18 protein-coding genes are annotated in these 25915 nt (G+C 28.3%); 15 read left to right on the forward strand and 3 right to left on the reverse strand.

Features of this window, described 5'->3' with window-relative positions:
- Window positions 1-488 precede the first annotated feature (488 nt).
- A complete protein-coding gene (locus AB4W73_RS01860) occupies window positions 489-1967 on the forward strand; it encodes an amino acid permease (RefSeq protein ID WP_367680166.1) in 1479 nt (492 codons plus the stop codon).
- Window positions 1968-2423: 456 nt separating this feature from the next.
- Here the strand turns inward: AB4W73_RS01860 and AB4W73_RS01865 are convergent, their stop codons facing one another.
- Both AB4W73_RS01865 and AB4W73_RS01870 read right to left on the reverse strand, forming a co-directional pair.
- Window positions 2424-3779: an adenylosuccinate synthase gene (locus tag AB4W73_RS01865; RefSeq protein ID WP_367680167.1), complete on the reverse strand. Its 1356-nt coding sequence runs from the start codon at window positions 3777-3779 to the stop codon at window positions 2424-2426.
- Window positions 3780-4427: 648 nt separating this feature from the next.
- Window positions 4428-4865, reverse strand: coding sequence for a DNA polymerase III subunit psi (locus AB4W73_RS01870; protein ID WP_367680168.1), 438 nt, complete (start codon window positions 4863-4865; stop codon window positions 4428-4430).
- Between the two features lie 132 nt (window positions 4866-4997).
- Here AB4W73_RS01870 and rsmC point away from each other — a divergent pair, with 132 nt between their 5' ends.
- From rsmC to AB4W73_RS01925, 11 genes are all read left to right on the forward strand, one after another.
- Window positions 4998-6023, forward strand: coding sequence for a 16S rRNA (guanine(1207)-N(2))-methyltransferase RsmC (gene rsmC, locus AB4W73_RS01875; RefSeq protein WP_367680169.1), 1026 nt, complete (start codon window positions 4998-5000; stop codon window positions 6021-6023).
- Between the two features lie 273 nt (window positions 6024-6296).
- Window positions 6297-7532 (forward strand): beta-ketoacyl-ACP synthase I, encoded by a 1236-nt coding sequence (fabB, locus tag AB4W73_RS01880; protein ID WP_367680170.1) that lies wholly within the window; start codon window positions 6297-6299, stop codon window positions 7530-7532.
- A 476-nt stretch (window positions 7533-8008) separates the two neighbouring features.
- Window positions 8009-8401, forward strand: coding sequence for a succinate dehydrogenase cytochrome b556 subunit (gene sdhC / locus AB4W73_RS01885; protein WP_367680752.1), 393 nt, complete (start codon window positions 8009-8011; stop codon window positions 8399-8401).
- Entirely contained in the window at window positions 8395-8733 is a 339-nt protein-coding gene (gene sdhD / locus AB4W73_RS01890) for a succinate dehydrogenase membrane anchor subunit (RefSeq protein WP_367680171.1), read from the forward strand. Before sdhC ends, sdhD begins: the two co-directional genes overlap by 7 nt.
- Window positions 8734-8742: 9 nt before the next feature.
- A complete protein-coding gene (gene sdhA, locus AB4W73_RS01895) occupies window positions 8743-10509 on the forward strand; it encodes a succinate dehydrogenase flavoprotein subunit (protein WP_367680172.1) in 1767 nt (588 codons plus the stop codon).
- A gap of 100 nt (window positions 10510-10609) precedes the next feature.
- Complete coding sequence (locus tag AB4W73_RS01900) at window positions 10610-11326, forward strand: succinate dehydrogenase iron-sulfur subunit (protein ID WP_367680173.1); 717 nt, start codon at window positions 10610-10612, stop codon at window positions 11324-11326.
- Between the two features lie 130 nt (window positions 11327-11456).
- Window positions 11457-14264 carry a 2-oxoglutarate dehydrogenase E1 component gene (sucA, locus tag AB4W73_RS01905; RefSeq protein WP_367680174.1) on the forward strand — a complete coding sequence of 936 codons (2808 nt, stop codon included), beginning with the start codon at window positions 11457-11459 and terminating at the stop codon, window positions 14262-14264.
- Window positions 14265-14291: 27 nt separating this feature from the next.
- Window positions 14292-15509: a 2-oxoglutarate dehydrogenase complex dihydrolipoyllysine-residue succinyltransferase gene (gene odhB, locus AB4W73_RS01910; RefSeq protein WP_367680175.1), complete on the forward strand. Its 1218-nt coding sequence runs from the start codon at window positions 14292-14294 to the stop codon at window positions 15507-15509.
- A gap of 79 nt (window positions 15510-15588) precedes the next feature.
- Window positions 15589-16755 carry an ADP-forming succinate--CoA ligase subunit beta gene (sucC, locus tag AB4W73_RS01915; protein WP_367680176.1) on the forward strand — a complete coding sequence of 389 codons (1167 nt, stop codon included), beginning with the start codon at window positions 15589-15591 and terminating at the stop codon, window positions 16753-16755.
- The gene (sucD, locus tag AB4W73_RS01920) at window positions 16755-17633 is read left to right on the forward strand and encodes a succinate--CoA ligase subunit alpha (RefSeq protein WP_367680177.1); all 879 of its coding nucleotides are present in this window, start codon (window positions 16755-16757) and stop codon (window positions 17631-17633) included. Before sucC ends, sucD begins: the two co-directional genes overlap by 1 nt.
- A 750-nt stretch (window positions 17634-18383) precedes the next feature.
- The gene (locus AB4W73_RS01925; RefSeq protein WP_367680753.1) at window positions 18384-18581 is read left to right on the forward strand and encodes a phospholipase D-like domain-containing protein; all 198 of its coding nucleotides are present in this window, start codon (window positions 18384-18386) and stop codon (window positions 18579-18581) included.
- Between the two features lie 187 nt (window positions 18582-18768).
- Here AB4W73_RS01925 and AB4W73_RS01930 read toward each other — a convergent pair whose 3' ends face one another.
- The gene (locus AB4W73_RS01930; protein ID WP_367680178.1) at window positions 18769-19263 is read right to left on the reverse strand and encodes an Hsp20 family protein; all 495 of its coding nucleotides are present in this window, start codon (window positions 19261-19263) and stop codon (window positions 18769-18771) included.
- A 3323-nt stretch (window positions 19264-22586) separates the two neighbouring features.
- Between AB4W73_RS01930 and AB4W73_RS01935 the strand changes: the two genes are divergently transcribed.
- From AB4W73_RS01935 to AB4W73_RS01945, 3 genes are all read left to right on the forward strand, one after another.
- Entirely contained in the window at window positions 22587-23261 is a 675-nt protein-coding gene (locus tag AB4W73_RS01935; RefSeq protein WP_367680179.1) for a DUF2076 domain-containing protein, read from the forward strand.
- Window positions 23262-23928: 667 nt separating this feature from the next.
- Complete coding sequence (locus AB4W73_RS01940) at window positions 23929-24198, forward strand: hypothetical protein (protein ID WP_367680180.1); 270 nt, start codon at window positions 23929-23931, stop codon at window positions 24196-24198.
- 1038 nt (window positions 24199-25236) lie between these two features.
- On the forward strand, window positions 25237-25731 hold the full coding sequence (locus tag AB4W73_RS01945) for an Hsp20 family protein (protein WP_367680178.1): 495 nt from the start codon (window positions 25237-25239) through the stop codon (window positions 25729-25731).
- Window positions 25732-25915: the final 184 nt, after the last annotated feature.

Here is a 25915-nt window from a genome sequence, read left to right on the forward strand (position 1 = left end):
TATTTTGATAACTAACTTTAATCGCTAATACAATTTAGTTTTTTGATAAAATATATAATAAAACACTATTTATATCTCTATTTAATAATATAAGATAAATAAAAAAATTAAATAATTTAAAATTAATATATTAAGCATTTACTACTTAAAATGAAAAACTTTATAGCAAGTAATATAATAGTAAATTTAACAATAATAACGGAATTAAAAGACTAGATACTAAATTTAATGTATATATTTTATATTATGTTTAAATTAAAAATAAAAAAATACATCACTAATTAAATATATAATACACGCTATTATGAAAATACATTCAATATAAAATATGCTAGAGTCATATAAGTTAATTATAAAAATAATTAATAATACATTAATATTAGTTATTATTTATTAATAAAAATAATCACGATATATAATACTTACTAGCCTTTATTAAGATTTGTTATAATCTTATTTTATTCTATTATTAATGGATGAGACTAAGAGTGATCCAACAAGATATTAGTATGCAGGAACAACAAGATGCCCCAAGATTACGTCGCCAACTAAAATCACGACATTTAGCGATGATTGCTATAGGTGGTTCTATTGGCACTGGTTTATTTATTGCCTCGGGCGCAACAGTCTCACAGGCAGGTCCAGGTGGAGCCTTACTTTCTTATGCACTAATTAGTTTAATGGTTTATTTTCTAATGACTAGTCTTGGTGAATTAGCAGCATTTATGCCTGTTTCCGGTTCATTCTCTACTTATGGTTCAAAATATGTTGAAGAAGGTTTTGGTTTTGCTCTAGGATGGAATTATTGGTATAACTGGGCAATAACTATTGCCGTTGATTTAGTTGCGGCTCAATTAGTAATGCACTATTGGTTTCCAGAAACACCAGGTTGGATATGGAGCGCTTTGTTCCTTAGTCTAATATTTTTGCTTAATTATATTTCAGTTAAAGGATTTGGTGAAATAGAGTACTGGTTATCATTAATCAAAATTACTACAGTCATACTATTTATTATTGTTGGTGTTTTAATGATAACTGGAATTATATGTGGTGGTGAAAACACAGGTTGGCATAATTGGATAATTGATGACGCTCCCTTCGCTGGTGGTTTTTCTGCAATAATAGGAGTAGCAATGATTGTTAGTTTTTCTTTTCAAGGAACTGAGTTAATAGGTATTGCTGCTGGAGAATCAAAAAATCCAGATAAAAGCATCCCACAAGCAGTTCGAAAAGTTTTTTGGCGTATTTTATTATTTTATATTTTTACGATATTAATCATTAGCTTAGTTATCCCCTATACTGACCCAAATTTATTACGTAATAATACAAAAGATATTAGTCTTAGTCCATTCACCCTAGTATTTCAAAATGCTGGACTATTGTCTGCAGCTGCAGTAATGAATGTAGTAATTTTAATAGCAGTAATATCAGCAGGTAATTCAGGAATGTATGCTTCTACTCGCATGTTATTTACTTTAGCAAAAGAAGGCAAGGCTCCACAGATTTTTGCTTGTTTATCAAAAAGTAAAGTACCTCATAATGCGTTGTATGCTACTACTGCAGTAGCAGGTTTATGTTTTTTAAGTTCAATGTTTGGTAATAAGATTATCTATTTATGGTTATTAAACACCTCTGGGATGACTGGTTTTATTGCCTGGTTAGGGATTGCTATTAGCCATTACCGTTTTCGTAAAGGATATATAGCACAAGGGTTTAATCTAAATGATTTACCATACTGCTCTGCTTTTTTTCCATTAGGACCAATTTTTGCCTTTGTGTTATGTTTTGCTATTACCTTAGGACAAAATTATCAAGCTTTTCTAGCAAATAAAATTGATTGGTATACCTTAGTAGCAACATATATTGGTATGCCATTATTTTTAGTAATCTGGTTTAGTTATAAGTTTACTCGTGGCACCCACATAGTTAAATATGATGCAATGGAGTTTCCAAAATGGAAAAAATAAAAGTTAAGTTATTAATAAGCCTATTATAAATATTTTTCATATAGTTATTTTTTATAAAATATTTATTGTAAAATTATTATTTATCACATGAAATTAAGGAGTACTATGCACTAGTAGAGTATCATTTAAAGAGTTTTATTCAATAATCTATCTAAAAAATTATTATGTGTAATATAAATTACAATATTTATATTTTATTAATTATAAAGAAAGAAATGTTTGTAAATTATTTTAGATTTTTATTATTGATAGTATTAATTCATTAATCACTTACATTTTTTAATAATTTATAATTTTAGGTTCTATTCTTTATATTAACGAAGTAAGTAAACTATTACGAAGTAAAGTATTCTATATATTAAGTTAGTACAATATTATTTATGATTAATATTTAATTAATAATTATCATGAGTATATTATTATAATTATAATCTATTTTTATTGTTTAATGTTATATTACTTCATTAAACACATAAAAGGATCTTTTAGAATGATAGCATCTGAACGATCAGGACCAGTAGAAATAATATCTACTAATATGCCCGTTAAATCTTCTACACGTTTAATATAATTACGAGCTGCTTGTGGTAATTTGTAGTACTCCTTTATGCCAACAGTAGTTTCTTGCCAACCTGGTAATATTTCATAAATAGGTTCAATATTTTCCCAGTTCTTTGCTGTTAATTGAGTTATCTCAGACATTGTCTTAGTTATTGTTTTATTAGTTATTTTAATATTTGTACTAATCTTAGGTTTATACTGTACGCTATAACCAACACAAATCTTAATTTCTTTTAAACCATCTAATACATCTAGTTTAGTAAGGCAAAACCCAGAAATAGAATTAAGCTGAATAGAGCGACGTAGTGCTACAATGTCTAACCAACCAGTACGACGCTTACGACCAGTAGTAGCACCGTACTCATGCCCCTGACTGCATAAAAATTTACCATTATCATCATGTAACTCAGTAGGAAAAGGTCCAGCACCAACACGAGTTGTATAGACTTTTACAACACCTAAAATATAATCTAAATAACATGGTCCTACACCAGAACCTGTAGCAACACCACCAGCAGTAGTATTAGATGAAGTCACATAAGGATAAGTGCCATGATCGATATCCAGCAAGGCACCTTGTGCACCTTCAAACATGATTCGAGCACCTTTTTTACGTGCATTATTTAATAACTGTACAACATCAACTACCATTGAAGTTAAAATATCTGAAACAGCTAATATCTCATCCAGTACTTTTTTATAATTAATTCCTTCAACTTTATAATAATGCACTAATTGAAAGTTATGATATGCTATAATTTTTTTTAACTTAGCAATAAAGAGTTCTTTATCAAATAAATCACCAACACGCAAAGCACGACGAGCAATTTTATCCTCATAAGCAGGGCCAATGCCACGACCTGTTGTTCCGATAGTATTTTCATTAAGCGCCTCCTCACGTGCATTATCTAGGGCAACATGATAGGGTAAGACTAATGTGCAGGCTTCCGAAATTAATAATCGTTTAATTATCGGAACGCCATGTTCTTTAAGCTGCTTAATTTCTTTTATTAAAGCATCTGGCGCTAAAACAACACCATTACCAATAATACAGATCACATCTTCGCGTAAAATACCAGAAGGAATTAAATGAAGAACTGTTTTTTCGCCATTAATAACTAAAGTATGACCAGCATTATGCCCTCCTTGATAGCGCACAACATAGTCAACTCGTTCAGTTAGTAAGTCAACAATTTTACCTTTACCTTCGTCACCCCATTGAGTCCCTAATACGACGACATTTTTACCCATTTTAAAAAATCACCAAGTTGCTTAAGAAATTTTTTTAAATTTTTTATTAGAATTCTTTCAGTATTTTTTGATAAAAGATTATCGTAATATTTACTAAATCGAATAATTATCCATTATAAGAAACAGATCTAATTAATAAAACTTACTTAATAAAATATAAATATACTATCAAAATATTTTTATTAATTTATTTATAGATTAACATACTTTTTGCATGTACTAACAATACATTTTATTATGCTAATTTAATAAGTAGATAATCATAAAAATAAATAAATATTTTTATATTATTATTATCTCTTTATAAGATTTAAAAAATCTAATCTTATATAAATATACAATAGATATAAGTTTCTTTTTAAAATAAAAAACAAGTCTCTATTAGTATGAATAGTTTAATATTATTATTGTGTTAGTATTATTAATACATTTAACTATCTTTAATATATAAATTAATTAGAGTTAACCTATTAGTTATTCTTAATTTTATGATATACCTATATGTTATCATAAATATTATTTTATCCCATGCTTTTTATGTAATTACATAACCTACTATTTAATAATTAATACTATAATTTATAGCAAGATATAATTTGCTATGATTGCTGATAAAATTTTTTAAATCTATAAAAGTATGACCTTTACTTAATCTAGTGGGTACGCGTTAAATCTGCTAGTATTAGAATAGAAATCTGTTTCAAATTGGCAAATTTGCCGCCAAAGTACACGTTTAGCATAACTATTATGATAAAGATCAATTAAATTTGGACTATATAATTGCGCTCCCTTAATAGCTAAGGGTTCATCAATGCCTAAACGCCAACTATTACACTGAGTTTGCTTTGGCAACATCATAACCTGATATGGAGTTAACCTGTAAGTCTGTTTAGGAACAAGACGTAAACTAAGTAAAATATCACAGAGTACTGGGTCAGTATAATTAGGTAACGATTGTGCCACAATCAGTAAACGAATATTTTTTGGTAGAGTAATAGTAACATCACCCTGTAAAATAGTTGGGTTATATAATGTCCATTGCGTTATTCCAAATTGTTGTAATAACCAGTCTCTTCTTGATGCCATTTTTCTATCAATAATAAACTTAATTTATTGTTATGCTAATAAACCAATCAGATACACACCAATAACCTTAATAATAACTAAACTAAATAATACAATATTATAATGATTTAATAGGTTACAAGGAAAATTTTAATGTTAATGCTAACTACAACTAGCAAAATGCTACTGCGTCATCGCAATGAATTTGCTCAACGTTCTATTTTATTTGCTGGTAATTTACAAGATGATTTACCAGCAAAATTTAAAACAATAAAAACGCAAGTTCATACTAGTCAATATAATTATTGGCAAACGCTAAAAGATACTTTAGAAAAAAAAGTTCAATTCAGTTTACTAGCAAATAAAAATATAATTACAGACTGTAATACACTACTTTATTTTTGGCCAAAAAGCAAACAAGAAGCTGCATTTCAATTATCTAACTTACTATCTTTACTAGTAATTGGTAGCGATATTTTTATTATCGGAGAAAATCGTAGTGGCGTACGTAGCGTGGAAAAAATATTAACTTCTATGATAAAAATGAGAAAAATTGATAGCGCATATCGTTGTAGGCTATATTACGGTCGCTTAGATAAGCAAGTAAAATTTAACTATAATAGTTGGTGGTATAGTTATCAGGTTAGTGACACAATAATAAAAACTTTGCCAGGTGTTTTTAGTCGTAACCACTTGGATGCAGGTAGTCAATTATTACTTTCTACTTTTAAACCAAATCTAGAAGGAAGCGTGTTAGATATAGCATCTGGCAGTGGTGTATTAGCTGCAGTTTTAGCTAAAAATTCACCTAAAATTAAACTAATCCTTAGCGATGTTAGTGCTGCTGCAATTGAAGCTAGTCGTGTTACTTTAAGTATTAATAATATTAATGCAAAAGTAATTGCTAGCAATCTTTATTCTGATATTGATGGTTATTTTGACCTTATTATTTCTAATCCTCCATTTCATGAAAGATCACAAACTTGCCTACGCATAACAGATAGGTTAATCCGTGATGCTAAGGAACATCTTAATACTAGTGGAAAATTACGTATAGTAGCTAATGCGTTTTTACCTTATTCCTCTATGCTTGATGCTGTTTTTGGTAGCCATGAAATTCTTGCGCAGAATAGTCGTTTTAAGGTCTACCAAGCTACATTAAGCAGAAATATAAAGTAATAAAGATACTAAAATAAAAAAATCATAAAAAAGACATACCTTAAAAACTTAAGTAATCGTTGATAAAAAAGTTAAGTAAATATCTATATATTATTATTAATTAGAGGCATTTAATTTTAAGTTATTCAAGGGTTTTGTAATGGAAATTAGATAAATTATAGTTTCTAAATAAGTCTATTAAATTTTATTTTAATCGGACTTGTTCGGTATACAACTGTACGCTAAAGTGTGAAATAACGTCCTAGATATAATAAAATTTTAAAGAGGTATTAAATGAAACATGCGGTGATTACTGGTCTAGGTATTATTTCAAGCATAGGTAATAACCAAGAGGAAGTATTAGCATCTTTGAAAGCAGGACGTTCTGGTATCACTTTGTCAAAAGAGTTCATAGATATAGGTATGCGAAGTCACGTATGGGGTAACATTAAATACGAGACTGATCCTATTCATTTAATTAACCGTAAAGTATCACGTTTTATGAGTCATGCTTCTGTTTATGCTTACCTTGCAATGAAAGAAGCTATTAAAAATTCTGGTCTTGAACCAGGTCAGGTATCTAATGAACGTAGTGGTCTAGTTGTTGGTTCTGGTGGGGGGTCTCCTAAAAATCAAGTTGCTGGCTCTGATGTAATGCGTTCTCGTGGCGTGAAAAATGTTGGTCCTTATATGGTAACTAAAGCAATGGCATCTGGAGTTTCAGCTTGTTTAGCAACCCCTTTTAAGATTAAAGGTGTAAATTATTCTATTAGTTCTGCCTGTGCTACTTCTGCTCATTGTATTGGTCATGCCGTTGAATTAATACAATTAGGTAAACAAGATATAGTTTTTGCTGGTGGAGGTGAAGAACTTTGCTGGGAAATGGCATGCGAATTCGATGCCATGGGTGCACTTTCGACTAAATATAACGATGAACCAGAGAAAGCTTCACGTCCTTATGATCAAGATCGAGACGGTTTTGTTATTGCTGGTGGTGGTGGCATGGTAGTAGTTGAAGAGCTAGAGCATGCATTAGCACGTGATGCTTATATCTATGCTGAAATTATTGGCTATGGTGCGACCTCTGATGGTGATAATATGGTAGCACCTTCTGGTGAAGGTGCTGTTCGTTGCATGAAAATGGCTATGATAGGCGTAGAAGATACCTCTATTGATTATATTAATGTTCATGGTACCTCTACATTTTTGGGTGATCTAAAAGAATTAGATGCTATTAAAAAAGTTTTTATCAATCACGCCCCAGCAATTTCAGCAACTAAAGCAATGACTGGTCACTCTTTAGGTGCTGCTGGGGTGCATGAAACTATTTATACATTACTAATGGTAAAACACGGTTTTATTGCCCCTAGTATTAATATTAATAATATTGACAAAGCAGCACGAGACATGAATATTATTACTAAAATAACAAAACGTGAATTAACTACAGTAATGTCTAATAGTTTTGGTTTTGGTGGCACTAATGCCACTTTAGTGATGCGTAAATATCCAACGTATCTTAATTTTTAATTAAAATAAATAAATTTTAAAAAATTAAAATTATTAAAAATAATTATAGCTATAGATGTATAGAGTTATATTCATCATAATTTTATTACACAAAGTATTGTAGTAAATTACATAAAGGATATAGACTTTAACCTGTGGATACTATTAAGAATAGTATCCTAGTTCAACTTGTCTATACTCTTTATTACTATTACGTTAGATGCCTCTTAAATAAGAAATATTTTATTCTCTAAAGAATTAATCTTAATCATGTTTAGAAGAAATATTACTAATTATTTTAGCAGAGAATTGTAATAATAATATGAACCACTTATACTCTTATTGGGTTTTCAGATTCTCTTAAAGTAAGAACATCTAGCATTATAGCAATTAATAAGTTTAAATATGCTATTTATTAGCACACTATCTTAATATTTTTTTGCTTTTAGTACTAATTGAGTTTTACTCAGAACTGGAAAAAATAAAATAAAATAAAGCTGCATAGGCAAACTGTGAAAAAAAAAAGACCTGTCAATTTAGATTTACGAACGATTCAAATGCCTGTTACCGCGATAGTATCTATCTTACATCGCATCTCTGGCATAATAACCTTTGTTACTATTGGTATCTTCTTGTGGTTATTAAGTATTTCTCTTTCTTCTCAAGAAGGATTTATGCAAGCTACTATTATTTTGAGTCATCCCGTAGTTAAATTTATTTTTTGGATAATACTTACTGTACTTGCTTATCACCTTTGTGGTGGTATACGTCACTTATTAATGGATTTTAATTATATAAAAGAAGATTTAGTAACAGGTATTCGCTCTGCTCAAGTGATAATAATATTAACCTTAATGCTATCGATTTTAGTTGGAGTACTTCTATGGTAAATAATGTCTCTGCATTAGGGCGTAATGGTATACATGATTGGTTATTGCTACGTGCTTCTGCAATTATTATTCTTTTATATATTTTTTATCTCTGCGGCTTTATTATTACTGTGCCGTATGTTACTTATGAAATTTGGCATAATTTTTTCTCTTTAACGATTACTAAAGTATTTACAATGCTAACATTACTCTCGATTCTAGTGCATGCTTGGATTGGATTGTGGCAAGTACTTACTGATTATATTAAGCCTCTAGCAATACGACTAGTATTACAACTAATAGTCGTTATTACATTGTTAGTTTATGTATTGTGTGGAGCTATTTTAATATAGGATTTTTCAATGAAAATGCCTGTCAGAACGTTTGATGCTATTGTTATTGGTGCTGGTGGCGCCGGTATGCGTGCTGCACTACAAATTTCTCAAATAGGGCTATCCTGTGCGCTAATATCTAAAGTTTTTCCTACTCGTTCTCATACAGTATCGGCACAAGGTGGTATTACTGTCGCGTTAGGTAATAATCATGAAGATAATTGGGAATGGCACATGTATGATACTGTTAAAGGTTCTGATTATATTGGAGATCAAAACGCTATCGAATACATGTGCAGAACTGGTCCAGAAGCAGTGCTAGAACTTGAGCGTATGGGATTACCTTTTTCTCGTTTAGATAATGGTCGTATTTATCAACGTCCTTTTGGTGGACAATCTCTTAATTTTGGTGGTGGACAAGCAGCACGTACTGCCGCAGCAGCTGACCGTACAGGACATGCTTTATTACATACTCTTTATCAGCAGAATCTAAAAAATAATACTACTATTTTTTCTGAATGGTACGCATTAGATTTAGTTAAAAATCAAGATAATGTTATTGTTGGTTGTATTGCTATTTGTATTGAAAATGGTGAGATAGTTTATTTTAAAACACGTGCTACTATTTTAGCTACTGGAGGAGCTGGACGTATTTATCAATCTACCACTAATGCTTATATTAATACTGGTGATGGTATAGGGATGGCGTTACGTGCAGGTGTTCCGGTACAGGATATGGAAATGTGGCAATTTCACCCAACAGGCATTGCTGGTGCTGGCGTATTGATAACCGAAGGATGTCGTGGTGAAGGTGGTTATTTACTAAATAAATATGGCGAACGCTTCATGGAACGTTACGCTCCTAATACTAAAGATTTAGCAAGTCGTGATGTGATAGCACGTTCCATTATGATTGAAATCCTCGAGGATCGTGGCTGCGATGGACCATGGGGATTACATGTTCAGTTAAAATTAGATCATCTAGGTAAAGAAATACTAGAATCACGCTTGCCAGGTATTCTTGAATTATCACGTACTTTTGCACATGTAGATCCGGTAAAAGAACCTATTCCAGTTATTCCTACTTGCCATTATATGATGGGTGGTATTTCAACAAAAATTAGCGGCCAGGCTATTACTTTTAATAAAAAAGGAGAGGATGTAGTGGTTCCAGGCTTATTTGCTGTGGGGGAAACTGCCTGTGTTTCTGTACATGGAGCTAATCGTCTTGGCGGTAATTCACTACTAGATCTTATTGTATTTGGTCGTGCTATTGGTATTTTTTTAGAAAAATCACTACAGGAACAAGGTACAAGCCGTGATGCTAGCGAGTCTGATATAGAAGCATCTTTACAACGAATAAACCGTTGGCAGAATACTCGTATTGGTGAAGATCCAGTTATAATCCGTAAAGATCTACAATATTGCATGCAAAATAACTTTTCTGTATTTCGTGAAGGAAATGCAATGGCAAAAGGATTATCTGAGCTAAAAGATATTCGTGAACGTTTAAAAAATGCACGCTTAGATGATACCTCTAGTGAATTTAATACTCAGCTTATTGAATGTCTTGAACTAGATAATCTAATGGAAACCGCGTTTTCAACAGCTATATCAGCTAATTTTCGTACCGAAAGTAGAGGGGCTCATAGTCGTTTTGACTTTCCAGAACGTGATGATACTAATTGGCTATGTCACTCATTATACATACCAGAAACTGAAACTATGACACAACGTAAAATTAATATGCAACCAAAACTATGCGCGCCATTTCCTCCAAAAATACGTTCTTACTAAAACGATTTTAAAATCTAGAGAACTTAAATTAGAAGAATAAAAACACAATTAATGCGACATATATTCTATATTAAGCTAATTGGTTATAGAGGAATAGATAATGAAATTCGCATTTTCAATTTATCGTTATAATCCAGATATAGATAATGCACCATATATGCAAGATTATAATCTAGAAATATTAGAAGGTCAGGATATAATGTTACTGGATGCACTTATCCGGTTAAAAGAAAAAGATCCAACTTTATCTTTTCGTCGTTCATGTCGCGAAGGTGTCTGTGGTTCTGATGGTCTAAATATAAATGGTAAAAATGGTCTAGCCTGTATCACCCCTTTATCAATGCTAATAAGAGGTAATAAAAAGATTATTATTCGTCCGTTACCTGGTTTGCCGGTAGTACGTGATTTAATAGTAAATATGGAACAATTTTATGCTCAATACGAGAAAATAAAGCCGTATTTACTTAATAATAATAAAAATCCACCAGCATACGAATATTTACAGTTTCCACAAGAACGAGCAAAATTAGATGGATTATATGAATGCATTCTTTGTGCTTGTTGTTCAACATCATGTCCATCATTTTGGTGGAATCCAGATAAATTTATTGGCCCTGCAGGATTACTCACAGCTTATCGCTTTTTAGTAGATAGCAGAGACACAGCAACACAATCACGTTTAGATGCTTTAGATGACGCTTTTAGTGTTTTTCGTTGTCGTAATATTATGAATTGTGTCAATGTTTGTCCTAAAGGGCTTAATCCAACACAAGCAATTGGGCATATTAAGTCAATGTTGCTACAGCGTAATACGTAATTACATAGTATAAAGAACCTATTCTAAACCTTTTCGATAAGTTTTAATAAAGTTAAATATACAATAAATTTATTAATAGTATAAATATTAACCATAATAAAACAAAACTTCAAAACTCTAAGAGATCATAATGCAGAATGACACCATGAAGGCTTGGCTGAACTCTTCTTATCTAGCTGGTGCAAATCAATCTTATATAGAACAGCTCTATGAAGATTTTTTAATAAATCCTACTTCTGTTGAAGCTAGTTGGTGTATGATTTTTAATCAACTACTAATGACAAAATCAAAAAAACCTGATCAACTTCATTCGCAAATACGTAGTCATTTTTATTATTTAGCACAAAATATCACCTATCATCATTACCTAATTAATGATTCTAGTACTAAGCAAATCAGGGTATTACAGTTAATTAATGCTTTTCGTTTTCATGGTCATCAACACGCAAATCTTGATCCTCTTAATTTATCGCAACAAGAGCCTATACCTGATCTTGATCCTGCTTATTACCATTTGACTCAAGATGATTTTCAAGAGACATTTAATATTAATTCTTTTTTTATAGGTACTGAAACTATGAAATTAGCTGATTTATATAATGCTCTTAAGAAGACTTATTGTAGTTCGATTGGTGTTGAGTATATGCACGTTATAAATACTGAAGAAAAATGCTGGATTCAACAGCGTATTGAATCAGTAGTGATTGAATCTGTATTTAAAAAACATGAAAAACTCCGTTTTCTTGATGAACTCACTGCAGCTGAAGGTTTAGAGCATTATTTAGGAGTACAGTTTCCAGGAGCTAAACGTTTCTCATTAGAAGGCGGTGATTCACTTATTATTTTACTAAAAGAAATAATCCGTTATGCTGGTAATAATGGTACCCATGAAATTGTACTAGGCATGGCCCATCGTGGACGTTTAAATGTTCTTATTAATGTTTTAGGTAAAAAACCTAATGATTTATTTGATGAATTTATAGGTAAATATAAAGAAAATTTAGGAACAGGAGATGTTAAATATCACCAAGGTTTTTCATCTGATATTAAGACAGATAGTGGCCTAGTTCATCTTTCATTAGCTTTTAACCCATCTCATTTAGAAATTATTAGTCCAGTAGTAATAGGCTCAGTACGTGCCCGTCGTGATCGTCTAGATGTATTACAAAATAATAGAATTCTACCAATAACTATTCACGGTGATGCTGCAATTATTGGCCAAGGTATCATGCAAGAAACGCTAAACATGTCAGAGACTCGTGGTTATGAAGTAGGAGGTACTATACATATTGTAATTAATAACCAAATTGGTTTTACTACTTCTAACCTGCAAGATGCTCGCTCTACACAATATTGTACTGATATTGCTAAAATGATACAAGCACCAATTTTTCATGTTAATGCTGATGATCCTGAAGCTGTCGCTTTTATTACCCGAGTAACATTAGATTTCCGTAATAAATTTAAACGCGATGTAATGATTGATCTCGTCTGTTATCGTCGACATGGCCATAACGAAGTAGATGAACCCAGTGTAACACAACCAATTATGTATGAGAAAATTAAAAAACATCCTACACTACTTAAAATTTATACTGATAAATTAATTAAACAAAATATAATTAATAAGGAAGATGCGGCAGAAAGAGTCAGTATATACCGTAACGCTTTAGATCATGGTGATTGTGTTGTAGAAGGATGCCGCTCAACAGTTTTAAATTCTATTACTTGGTCTCCTTATCTTAATCACGAATGGGATGCTAAATATCCTAATAAAATTGATAAAAAATGTTTAAAAGAGCTAGCTCATTCTATTAGTAAAGTGCCACTAGAGGTTAAAATGCAATCACGTGTTGCTAAAATTTATAGTGATCGTACTGAAATGGCCAAAGGAAATAAAGCATTTGACTGGGGCGCTGCAGAAATATTAGCCTACGCTACCTTAATTAATGAAGGTATTTCTGTGCGCCTATCTGGTGAAGATACTAGACGTGGTACTTTTTTTCATCGTCATGCCGTTATTCATAATCAAAAAAATGGCTCTATTTATATGCCATTAGCAAATATAAAGAAGAGACAAGGTAAGTTTCAAGTATGGGATTCCGTGTTATCAGAAGAAGCAGTATTAGCTTTTGAATATGGCTACGCTATAACTGAACCACGTGCTCTAACTATTTGGGAAGCCCAATTTGGTGACTTTGCTAATGGAGCGCAGGTAGTAATTGATCAATTCATTAGTTCAGGCGAACAAAAATGGGGTAGGATGTGTGGCCTAGTTATGTTGTTACCGCACGGTTATGAAGGACAAGGTCCCGAACATTCATCAGCACGTTTAGAGCGTTATTTGCAGCTATGCGCTGAACAAAATATGCAGGTGTGTATTCCATCAACACCTGCGCAGGTCTATCACATGCTACGTCGTCAAGTGTTACGTAGTATGCGTCGCCCATTAATAGTTATGTCACCAAAATCATTATTACGCCATCCATTAGCCACCTCTTCTCTTGATGAATTAGCTAGCGGTTATTTTCAACCTGTAATAGATGAAATTGATAAATTAAAACCTAAAGAGATTAAAAGTATCATTATGTGTTCAGGCAAGATTTATTATGATTTATTAGAACAACGCCGTAAAAATAATCAAACAGATATTGCTATTATACGTATTGAACAACCTTATCCCTTTCCATATAAAACTATCGAACTATTGCTAAAAAAATATGTTGGGGTACGTGATTTTGTTTGGTGTCAGGAAGAGCCACTTAATCAAGGGGCTTGGTATTATAGTCAACATAATTTTCGCGAAATAATACCACATAATGCCTCTTTGCGTTATGCCGGCCGTCCTGCTTCGGCATCACCAGCCGTAGGTTACATATCAGTACATCAAAAACAGCAACGAGATCTTGTTAATGACGCACTGAACATAAGCATCTAAACATTTAAAAATAAGATAGAGAGAGATATGAGTAGCATAAAGATTTTAATTCCTGATCTACCTGAGTCTATTACTGATGCTATAATTGTCGCCTGGCATAAAAAACCAGGAGACGTTATTCTGCGTGATGAAATCTTGTTAGAAATTGAAACTGATAAAGTTATCTTAGAAGTTCCAGCTAGTCAATCAGGTATTTTAGGTGATATTTTACAATATGAAGGGGCTACTGTAATTACAAAACAGGTTGTTGGTTCTATTCTTTTAAGTGATAATTCAAATAAATTAATAGAACAAAAACTATTAAATAATAAAAAAGAAGAAAACAATATTATTCAGGATCATCTGATTGATCTAACAGGGCTAGCTAATGATACACTTAGCCCTGCTATTCGTCGCTTAATAGCAGAGTATAATCTAGATGCTAACACAATTAAAGGCAGCGGTATTGGTGGTCGCATTACGCGTGAGGATATTGATAAATATTTAACTTACAAAAAAAACTCAACAGAATTAAAGATAAAATCTGATATTCCTGTGTTAGACCAACGTAGTGAGAAACGAGTACCAATGACGCGTATACGTAAACGGATTGCTGAACGTTTACTAGAAGCAAAAAATAATACTGCTATGTTAACTACTTTTAATGAAGTTAATATGAAACCAATTATAGATCTACGTCAAAAATATGGTGAGTCTTTTGAGAAACGTCATGGTATTCGTTTAGGTTTTATGTCTTTCTATAGCAAGGCAGTGCTAGAAGCTTTAAAACGTTACCCAGAAGTAAATGCCTCTATTGATGGTACAGATGTGGTATATCATAATTATTTTGATATCAGTATTGCAGTTTCTACACCACGAGGCTTAGTTACACCCGTATTGCGTAATGTTGAGACCTTACATATGTCAGAGATCGAAAAACAAATTAAAATACTTGCAGCAAAAGGGCGTGATGGTAAACTAACGATAGAAGAATTAACTGGTGGTAATTTTACAATTACTAATGGTGGCATATTTGGTTCATTAGTATCAACACCAATTATTAATCCACCACAAAGCGCAATCCTTGGGATGCATGCGATTAAAGATCGTCCAATGGCAGTTGATGGTCAGGTACTAATCTTACCTATGATGTATTTAGCATTTTCTTATGATCACCGTTTGATTGATGGTCGAGAATCAGTAAGTTTCCTAGTTACAATAAAAGAAATACTGGAAAACCCAATTCGTTTGCTATTAGATATATAAAAAGATTATTAGCAAAACAAAATACTAATACAAAATTATATGCTTTGGTATCTTTCTAATTTTTGTATGGATAAATTATATGAACTTACATGAGTATCAAGCAAAACAATTATTTTTTAAAAATAACTTACCAATTCCAATTGGTTATGTTTGTAGTACAAAACAAGAGGCTACTGACGCTACTGCAAAAATTCCTGGTAATAAATGGGCAGTTAAATGTCAGGTACATACTGGTGGACGCGGCAAAGCTGGGGGAATAGAAGTAGTAAACAATAAAGAAGCTGTGGAAGCTTTTGCTAATAAATGGTTAGGTAAAAATCTAGTAACTTATCAGACAGATGCTACTGGTCAACCAGTGAATCAGATTTTAGTTGAAGCAGCTACTGATATTGATAAAGAATTATATCTTAGTATTATTGTTGATCGTTCTTTATGTTGTATAGTATGTATAGCATCGACTGAAGGTGGTGTTGAAATTGAAAAAATAGCAAAAAAAACACCTGAATTAATCTATCGATTAGCATTAAACCCATTAATAAAATTACAACCCTTACAAGGACGTGAATTAGCATTTAAATTAGGCTTAAATGGGGAGCAGATAGTTCAGTTTACTAAAATCTTTATGGAAATTTATAAGTTATTCTTGACATATGATCTTACATTAATTGAAATTAATCCCCTTGTAATTACTAAGCAAGGGGATTTAATTTGCCTTGACTGTAAATTATCAGTTGATGATAATGCATTATTTCGTCAAGTAGAATTACATAACATGCGTGATCCAAGCCAAGAAGATAAACGTGAGGCTCATGCTGCTACATGGAAACTAAATTATGTAGCACTAAATGGTAATATTGGTTGCATGGTTAATGGCGCTGGTTTAGCTATGGCTACCATGGATATCATAAAACTGCATGGTGGTAGACCAGCTAATTTCTTAGATGTTGGCGGAGGAGCAACTAAAGAACGCGTAACTGAAGCTTTTAAAATTATTTTATCAGATGAAAATATAAAAGTAGTATTAGTTAATATTTTTGGTGGCATTGTACGTTGTGATTTAATTGCAGATGGCATTATTAGGGCGATAAGTCAAGTAGATATTAAAGTGCCAGTAGTAGTGCGTCTTGAAGGTAATAATGCTGAATTAGGTGCTAAAAAATTAGCTGATAATGATTTAAATATTATTGTTGCCACTAGCCTAACAGATGCCATATATCAAGTTATTGATATAATAGGAATTAAATAATGTCTATTTTAATCGATAAAAATACTAAAGTTATTTGTCAGGGTTTTACTGGCAGTCAAGGAACTTTTCATTCTAAACAAGCAATCGCTTATGGTACTAAAATAGTAGGGGGTGTAACACCGGGCAAAGGAGGTACAAAACATTTAGGTTTATCTGTATTTAATACTGTTTATGAAGCAATTAAAAAAACAGGCGCTACAGTATCAAGCGTATATGTACCAGCTCCTTTTTGCAAGGATTCAATTCTGGAGGCAATTGATGCAGGTATTAAGTTAATTATCTGTATTACTGAAGGCATACCAACATTAGATATGTTAATAATAAAAGCAAAATTAAATCAAAGCAATGTACGTATGATTGGCCCTAATTGCCCAGGAGTAATTACACCAGGTGAATGTAAAATTGGCATCATGCCTGGATATATACATTTACCTGGCAAAATTGGTATTGTTTCTCGTTCTGGTACTTTAACTTACGAAGCAGTAAAGCAAACTACTGATATTGGCTTAGGTCAATCAAGTTGTGTTGGTATTGGTGGTGATCCGATTCAGGGATCTAATTTTATTGATATTCTTAAATTGTTTCAGCAGGATAAAAAAACTGAAGTAATTATTATGATTGGTGAAATCGGTGGTAATATGGAAGAAGAAGCTGCTAATTATATCTCTAAGTATGTCACAAAACCTGTAGTTGCTTATATTGCAGGTATTACTGCACCATCAGGCAAGCGTATGGGGCATGCAGGCGCCATCATTACTGGCACCAAAGGTACAGCAGAAGATAAATTTACCGCATTAGCTAAAGCGGGAGTAAAAATAATCCGTAATTTGGTAGAAATTGGTGATGTAACAAAAAAAGTATTGTCTAATAGTAATTAAAAACAAATAATAAAATTATTGATTACTTTTAGGTAGTTTCTTTACTATAATACTATATTTTAAATATTTTAACTTTATATACTAATAATTTGTATTAATAAACATAGTTTCTTGTATTAGATATCTTATTCTTACTGTTATATTTTTAAATATTAATATAATGTTTTTTGCAACTAAAATAACATGAAACTTAATACTTAGAATATATTAAATAATAGTTATTGTTATAGGTATATGTATTCTATGAATACTAGAATATTTAAGATGTGATGCTAAAAATAATAAATAATAAGATATATCTTATTATTTACCTATCCAAACCTAAAATCTATAGTAGTACTTTTATAGTTTTATTTATCTTAAGTTATAAGAGTGCTACTATAAATAAGAGTTTTATAAAAGATTTATTAAATAAATAAAATAATTTTAACTAAATATAATACTTAAAAATAAAAATCTATCTTATATTAAAAGATAATATAAGATATTAATGTATAGAAAAATAATATTTAACATTATTTATTAAGGTAGTATTTAAATTAATAAAAATATTTCTAATACATCACTATTCAATTTAATTAAGTTTTTATAAATTTTAAGAAAATATTATATATGTAAAATATTGTAAAATAATAAATAAATAATTGTACATAAAATATTTTGCATATAAATAAAATTACAAATAACTAATCTATTATATAGTTTATTTTTATATATTTATATTTTTCTTTTAAATATCAATTATTTTTAATTGCTATGCATAATAAATTTATGATTATTGATAGTCATTCAATTGAAACAGGATCATTTAATTATACAAAAAATGCTGCATCTCATAATGCAGAAAATGTAATTTACTTGCGTAACCGGCCAGATATTACAAAAAAATATACACAAGAATTTAACCGATTATGGAACGAAGCAATATATAAAAAACCTATATGTTAATATATTATATGGAATAGGTGCAAGTTACTTAAATATGTATATTTATTACTTTTATAATCCACTACTTAGTATTTTATCTATATAGTAAAATAATCTATTAGTAGCATATTTTATTGTTTAGTTTATAAAAATAATTTTTAGATTGCTACTAATAAAAAATAAAGTGCCCCAGTTAGGGGCACTAAGTTTAAGCAATATTATGTTCAAGTGTGGGCGTAGATTCATTATGTACGCTAATTGTAATTTTTTGTGGTTTTTCTTGTTCGGGAATATCATAAGTAAATTGTAATGTTAATAACCCCCTATCTAGATTAGCTTGCTGTATTATTATTCTATGTTCTAGACTTAAACTAAAAGAAAATGCATTCTTTTTAATACCCTTGTGTAACCATTTAATATTGTCTTTTTCTTTAGATAAGACTGTTTCTTCATTTTTTGGTTTACCACTAAGGGTAAACTGGTTATTAAGCACTGAAATATCTAGTTCGTCCTGTGTATAACCAGGGACATTTATTGTCATTTCATAATGTTCTTTATCTTTTTGTAGCAAATTATAAGCAGGTGTATCTGTAACAGGCTTTTCACCTGTTAGGCGACTAAAGAGATTATCCATCTGTGCAAAACGATCAGAAAGTAAGTGATTGCTTAGTGTTGGAATTAAAGAGACAGAACGATAAGCCATAACATCCTCCTTTAATACATATCTAATATTTTATATAAGCTAATACCCTAATTATTTATATAGGGATGTTTTATAGGTTTTCAATACATTTTTTTAATATAAAAAAATAATATTACTCTCATTATAATTAATAATTATTATTGCAAAATCTTATGCTAGTTTTCTTATAGGAAAGATTTGTAGAAAATTTTTTATTAAAGAACATATTTTATAATATGCTAGTCTGATTACTAGATAATAATAAATTATTATAGCAAATCTTTATTAATATATAAAACAATTATTACTAATTTTTAACTTAAGCATCATTTTTTATATTATACTATTAACTAAAGAGTAAAGTACTTTTTAAAAAGTATTGTTTGAATATAGGATAAGAGGATGCTTTAATACAGGACTCCCACTCTTAAAAAATATCAAATAAATAATTAAAATTCTAAATTAGCAGAATTTAGAATTTATAGATATTAAATAAATAATGATATAGTTAAAGCAAAAACTGGAAGAAGAAACTACCATTATGAAGTAATTCAGTAAATAAACTTTATTTATTCATAGATTATATAATAATTCAGCTATACTAGTATTTATGCACTAAATATAAGAAATAAAGTAAAAAATTTAAGTTATATACTAATGGGTACATAAATAGTAAATATTACGTACTGTAATTAATTTTTATTAAAATATTAACATTAAGCAATATTAATGTTAATATTTATTTTTATAATTAATTTACATGGTTTTTATAAGAGTATTTCTGTTCTTAAATAAAAAATTTATAGTATTAATACCTATGTATTATCTTTTATTATTATCTAATAATATATTTGTATATAAATATGATTTAATATCTTAGTAATATTCATTAATAAAATCTTCTATATAAATGTTATATATTTATTTAACTAATATTATTAATATTTGCTATAATATTAAATAATACTTTAGCCTTATACTATTCAGTTATAGGAATAAAATTTTAAAACTATCATGATAATTGTAAATTCTATATGCTAATAGCTAAATAAAGCTAAGATAGCTAGTAATTACTAGGATAGTATTTCTATTTTTCTATAGTTTATTAGTAATATTCATAAATAATAATAAGTTATTTTATCCTATAAAATAGTAATTAACTAATCATGATTATACCTATTAATTCTTCCATTTCCCGCTCTTAAGACAGCATTTTTTTAGTTTCTTTTGATAATTATTTTTTATAATAGTTGTTTTGAATATAAATAGTCTTAATTTTATTTAGCAACTACTCATATTAATAAATGTATGTATTCTAATTAAGTTTTCACCTATACTTTATTGAAAAGCAATATAACCCTATAAAATAACTTATCTAACTATAATAACTACTAGTATTATATTTTTATAGACATAACTACACCTATATTAATAATCTAAATAAATAATCTACTATATCTTTTTAAAGAAGATATAACTATGTATACTACAAGTCAATCTATGACGATAATGGAGTTTTTAGTTATTTTTACCAAACTAGTTATATATAATAGTAATTTTAAAATTTAATTTAGATTTTAGTATATTAATAAATTTGTTAAAATATATTAACAAATATAATATTACTAAATCTATCAGAAAAACGTAATAGGTCTAATCTATAAAATTAGATTTTAAGTTAAAAAAAGTAAATAAAAAATAATTTACAATTTTAAAAAAATTAAAAAAGTAAAACTATTATTTTAGATAGTTTAAATAATAGTATATTGATTAATAATATATCAAAGATATAGTATTCATCAAAAAACTAGTTTACTTTATTAAGTACAGAAATACTCTAATGCTTTATAAAAAATTTTTTAATATATCAAAAATTGATCTGGAACTTAAAGCTTCCAAATTTATTAAGTATTTGATAATATTTATTACTAATAGATGCTACTTATTACATTAGACTAACTAAGATTTTTAATTAAGTAATTATTAATCGCATAATTATACGAGCAATACTAATTACTTTATTATAAAAAATACGCCAATTAATAGTAAATCTAGAAAATGTTATAGTATTTTTATAGAAATATAAAAATTTATGTTCTACATGCATTAAAATATACCTATAAATAATAAATATAAGTAAATAGAGTTAATTATTACCTTAATATTGAAGAAAATTATTAGGTGATTATTCTAATCATTGAGAATATTATATTTTAAGCATCTTTTGAATAAAGTAGATTTTTATCTCTTAATTTAAAGATACTATTTAGCAATAGATATAATACTAAATAATAAAGTTTCTTAAAATTATAAGATCCTATGTCATAGTATATAGAAAATGGATATATCTAAGACAATACTGTATAGTAAAATTCTTTAAATACTATACTACTAAAAATATAAAATTAGCTATCACTAGACTAACATTAAACCTATTAATATATCAAAAAATTGATCTAAAAAATTTTAATCATTATTAAAATATTAAGTAGTCGCAATATATTAATCTAAAGATATTAGACATTAACTAATATTATGTATTTAGGATAATAAATCATATAGTTTTAAATTGATAATTAGTAAGAAACTAGTATTAGTAACAATAAATTATATTATAATAAAGGAAAAATTCATTTATAATGAAACCTGAATCCATTTATTTTTTAAATTATTAATAGGGCATTCTAGATGAAATAATCTATTATCTAGTAGTAGTACCACTAAATCTTGTGCTTCTTGTTCCAGGAAATTTAATATGTAAAACTAGAATCTAATTAACCTAATATTATGCCAAGTACATAAGCATAACATTATTATTTATTAACATATAAATACAAACTTAAATTATATTTATTTCTATTTATATAAGTACTCTTTATTAGAAGTAGTTAATATAATTAAAGTAATTTTATCACTATATAGATATGAAAAATTAATTTAATAATAGTAGCTCTATTATTATTTTGATAAGATAGATAAATTTTTAATGATATACACGATAATAATTTATAAAAATATAAGATTAAAATATCTATGTATATTAATCTATGTAGATATAGAGTTACCTAGTATTAAATATAAATTTCATTTATATAAAAGTAACGTGCTAAGTAAAATAGTATATTTTAATTAAAAATGTATTTAATTACTATTAAAACATAGTATTTAGAAAACAAAAACTTAGTTACAAGAACGGTTAAAAACATCATAATAATTTATTGTTATACCTTTATGATTAGATACTTATCTAATAAGAATAATAATTTAAGAGTGGTACGAAAACTATACTTGGCTTATGCCTAATAAGATGGCATATTAATAATAATTAGAAAGAGGGAGTATATATGCAATTTGAAGAACAACGTCTGATAGATAGATTATTTCAACGACTAAAACAGACAGAACATAACGCTGAACCACGAGATGCTGAAGCGGAACAGAAGATTCAAGGTTTTATTCAACAACAACCTGCTGCGCCTTATTATATGGCACAGTCACTCCTAATTCAAGAAGCAGCACTTAATCGCCTTAACCAACAAGTTCAGCAGCTACAGAATAATGTAGCCCAGTTGAAGGCAACTCAGCAACCGGTAAATAGAAGTTTTCTTGGTAAATTATTTAATAGCAACCGTTCTAATTCATTACCACAATTACCAGCAAAAACATTACCTTTAAGCCACACAAGTTCTGCTTCCTCTACTGGTACATCATGTGATAATAGTTTTATGTCTGGCGCATTAAAAACGGCAGCTGGTGTTGCAGGAGGTGTAGTATTAGGTAATATATTAACTAACATGTTTCATCATGCTGCCCCTCAAGAGATTATTAGCACTATTGATAATCCCGCTGCATTATATACTGGAGAAAATGATGCATTATTAAATCAGAATTTTGATACTAATAATCTCGAGACATTTAACTCTGTATCTGACAAACATTTTCTTGATCAAAATGATACTCTGTCTAATAATGAATGTGATACTAATGATTTTAGTAATGACGATGATGGATTTTTTTAAATTATTTTATCACTTAATACTATTCCTTAGTTTTTTACAAAATAATAGTAATTAGTATACTAAAAAGTATAAAGATATTAAATAATAAAGCAAATACCTTACGATAAATATTAGATTTAAATTACTAATTTTTAGTATTAGCTAGTAGCTTAGAAAAATAAATTCTACTTCTAAATAAATGGTAATAAATCTTTCATAAAAAGAAAGAAAAATACAAAATATCTATAATACTACTAATAAAGATATTAATAGAATAAAATATAATAAAAATTAGTGATATAAATAAATACTAATAGAGACACAATTATGTTGTAATTTAAGGTTTTAGTAAAAAATTATACATATAATTTAAAGTAGAAATATTTATAATATACTTTTAAGAAGCAAAATAAGAAATTTGATATTATTAAAAATTAAATGCATATTAAGTAACAATTTATGTCTAGATAAGGGTTATTAGAGTATATTATATAAAGATAGTATCTAGTTTTATTTATATAGTTAACTAAGTAATAAAGTAATTATAAGAATATCATTCTTATGTATATATTATAAAAAACATAAAATGATGAGATAAGACTGATCTATGATAAAATATAAATAATTGCTGTTAGTTTTTTAGTATAAATTTATTTTTATATAAATAATATATTAATAGGATTAGTTAATGACTGAAGATAAAAAAGATATTATGATTATTAATATTCAAAAAAATATTGAAGAAATAAAAATACAGGCAAAAAAAATAAAATACAATATGAAGTGTGTAAATATATTTTTATTAGTGCTACTATCAGTAGTTTTAGTAGTAAGTATGTTACTTATAGGTTTAAGTGTATCTTTTAAGCATAATCTCGAAGATAAGTTTAAAACTATTACTATAGAATATAATAAGGTAAAGTTATTAGAAAATAGATTTAAGAAATTAATATCTTAAGAGTAATAAAATTAGATAATATAAATGATATTTATCATAATGTTGTGTATTTTATAGTAAAAATATAGAGAAATATTTTAATAGTATAAATTATTAGTATTATACTAATTTTGTTTAATTATAGTACTGTAAATATAGTAATTAAATACAATACTAAAGTAAAAAATCTAGATATAAAACTATTTTTCTTTGACTATCAGTAACATATTATATTTTAGATAAAAATCTAAACTTTTGTAAAATAGAATCTATTATTTTATGTGCTAAAGTATTAAATTGCAAATGTAAAATATACAATATACAATATACAATATACAATATACAATATACAATATACAATATACAATGTACTAGGTATAGTTTGCTACTAGATATAGCTAAACATGCTTAAGATTAATAAAATAAATCTAAGAGATACTTAGGATTTCTTATAAAGATTTTTATAATGATAATCTAGCGTAAATTAAGCCAGGAAAGAAAAAATTTATAAAAAGAGCTTAGTAATAACCTATTTTATTTCTTGAGTAGTGCTAAGCTTATTAGCTTTAAATAAACTTTTTATATATTATATGTATCATTAATGTTATTAACATAGAAAGAATAGAAAGTATTTGAGAACTTAACTTTAATTAGTTCTAAGAACTATTAAAGTTATTTAATATTATACTATATTCAAACAATACTTTTTAAAAAGTACTTTACTCTTTAGTTAATAATATAATATAAAAAATGATGCTTAAGTTAAAAATTAGTAATAATTGTTTTATATATTAATAAAGATTTGCTATAATAATTTATTATTATCTAGTAATCAGACTAGCATATTATAAAATATGTTCTTTAATAAAAAATTTTCTACAAATCTTTCCTATAAGAAAACTAGCATAAGATTTTGCAATAATAATTATTAATTATAATGAGAGTAATATTATTTTTTTATATTAAAAAAATGTATTGAAAACCTATAAAACATCCCTATATAAATAATTAGGGTATTAGCTTATATAAAATATTAGATATGTATTAAAGGAGGATGTTATGGCTTATCGTTCTGTCTCTTTAATTCCAACACTAAGCAATCACTTACTTTCTGATCGTTTTGCACAGATGGATAATCTCTTTAGTCGCCTAACAGGTGAAAAGCCTGTTACAGATACACCTGCTTATAATTTGCTACAAAAAGATAAAGAACATTATGAAATGACAATAAATGTCCCTGGTTATACACAGGACGAACTAGATATTTCAGTGCTTAATAACCAGTTTACCCTTAGTGGTAAACCAAAAAATGAAGAAACAGTCTTATCTAAAGAAAAAGACAATATTAAATGGTTACACAAGGGTATTAAAAAGAATGCATTTTCTTTTAGTTTAAGTCTAGAACATAGAATAATAATACAGCAAGCTAATCTAGATAGGGGGTTATTAACATTACAATTTACTTATGATATTCCCGAACAAGAAAAACCACAAAAAATTACAATTAGCGTACATAATGAATCTACGCCCACACTTGAACATAATATTGCTTAAACTTAGTGCCCCTAACTGGGGCACTTTATTTTTTATTAGTAGCAATCTAAAAATTATTTTTATAAACTAAACAATAAAATATGCTACTAATAGATTATTTTACTATATAGATAAAATACTAAGTAGTGGATTATAAAAGTAATAAATATACATATTTAAGTAACTTGCACCTATTCCATATAAT

This window comes from Candidatus Fukatsuia anoeciicola, from assembly GCF_964059965.1.
Classification (GTDB): Bacteria; Pseudomonadota; Gammaproteobacteria; order Enterobacterales; family Enterobacteriaceae; genus Fukatsuia; species Fukatsuia anoeciicola.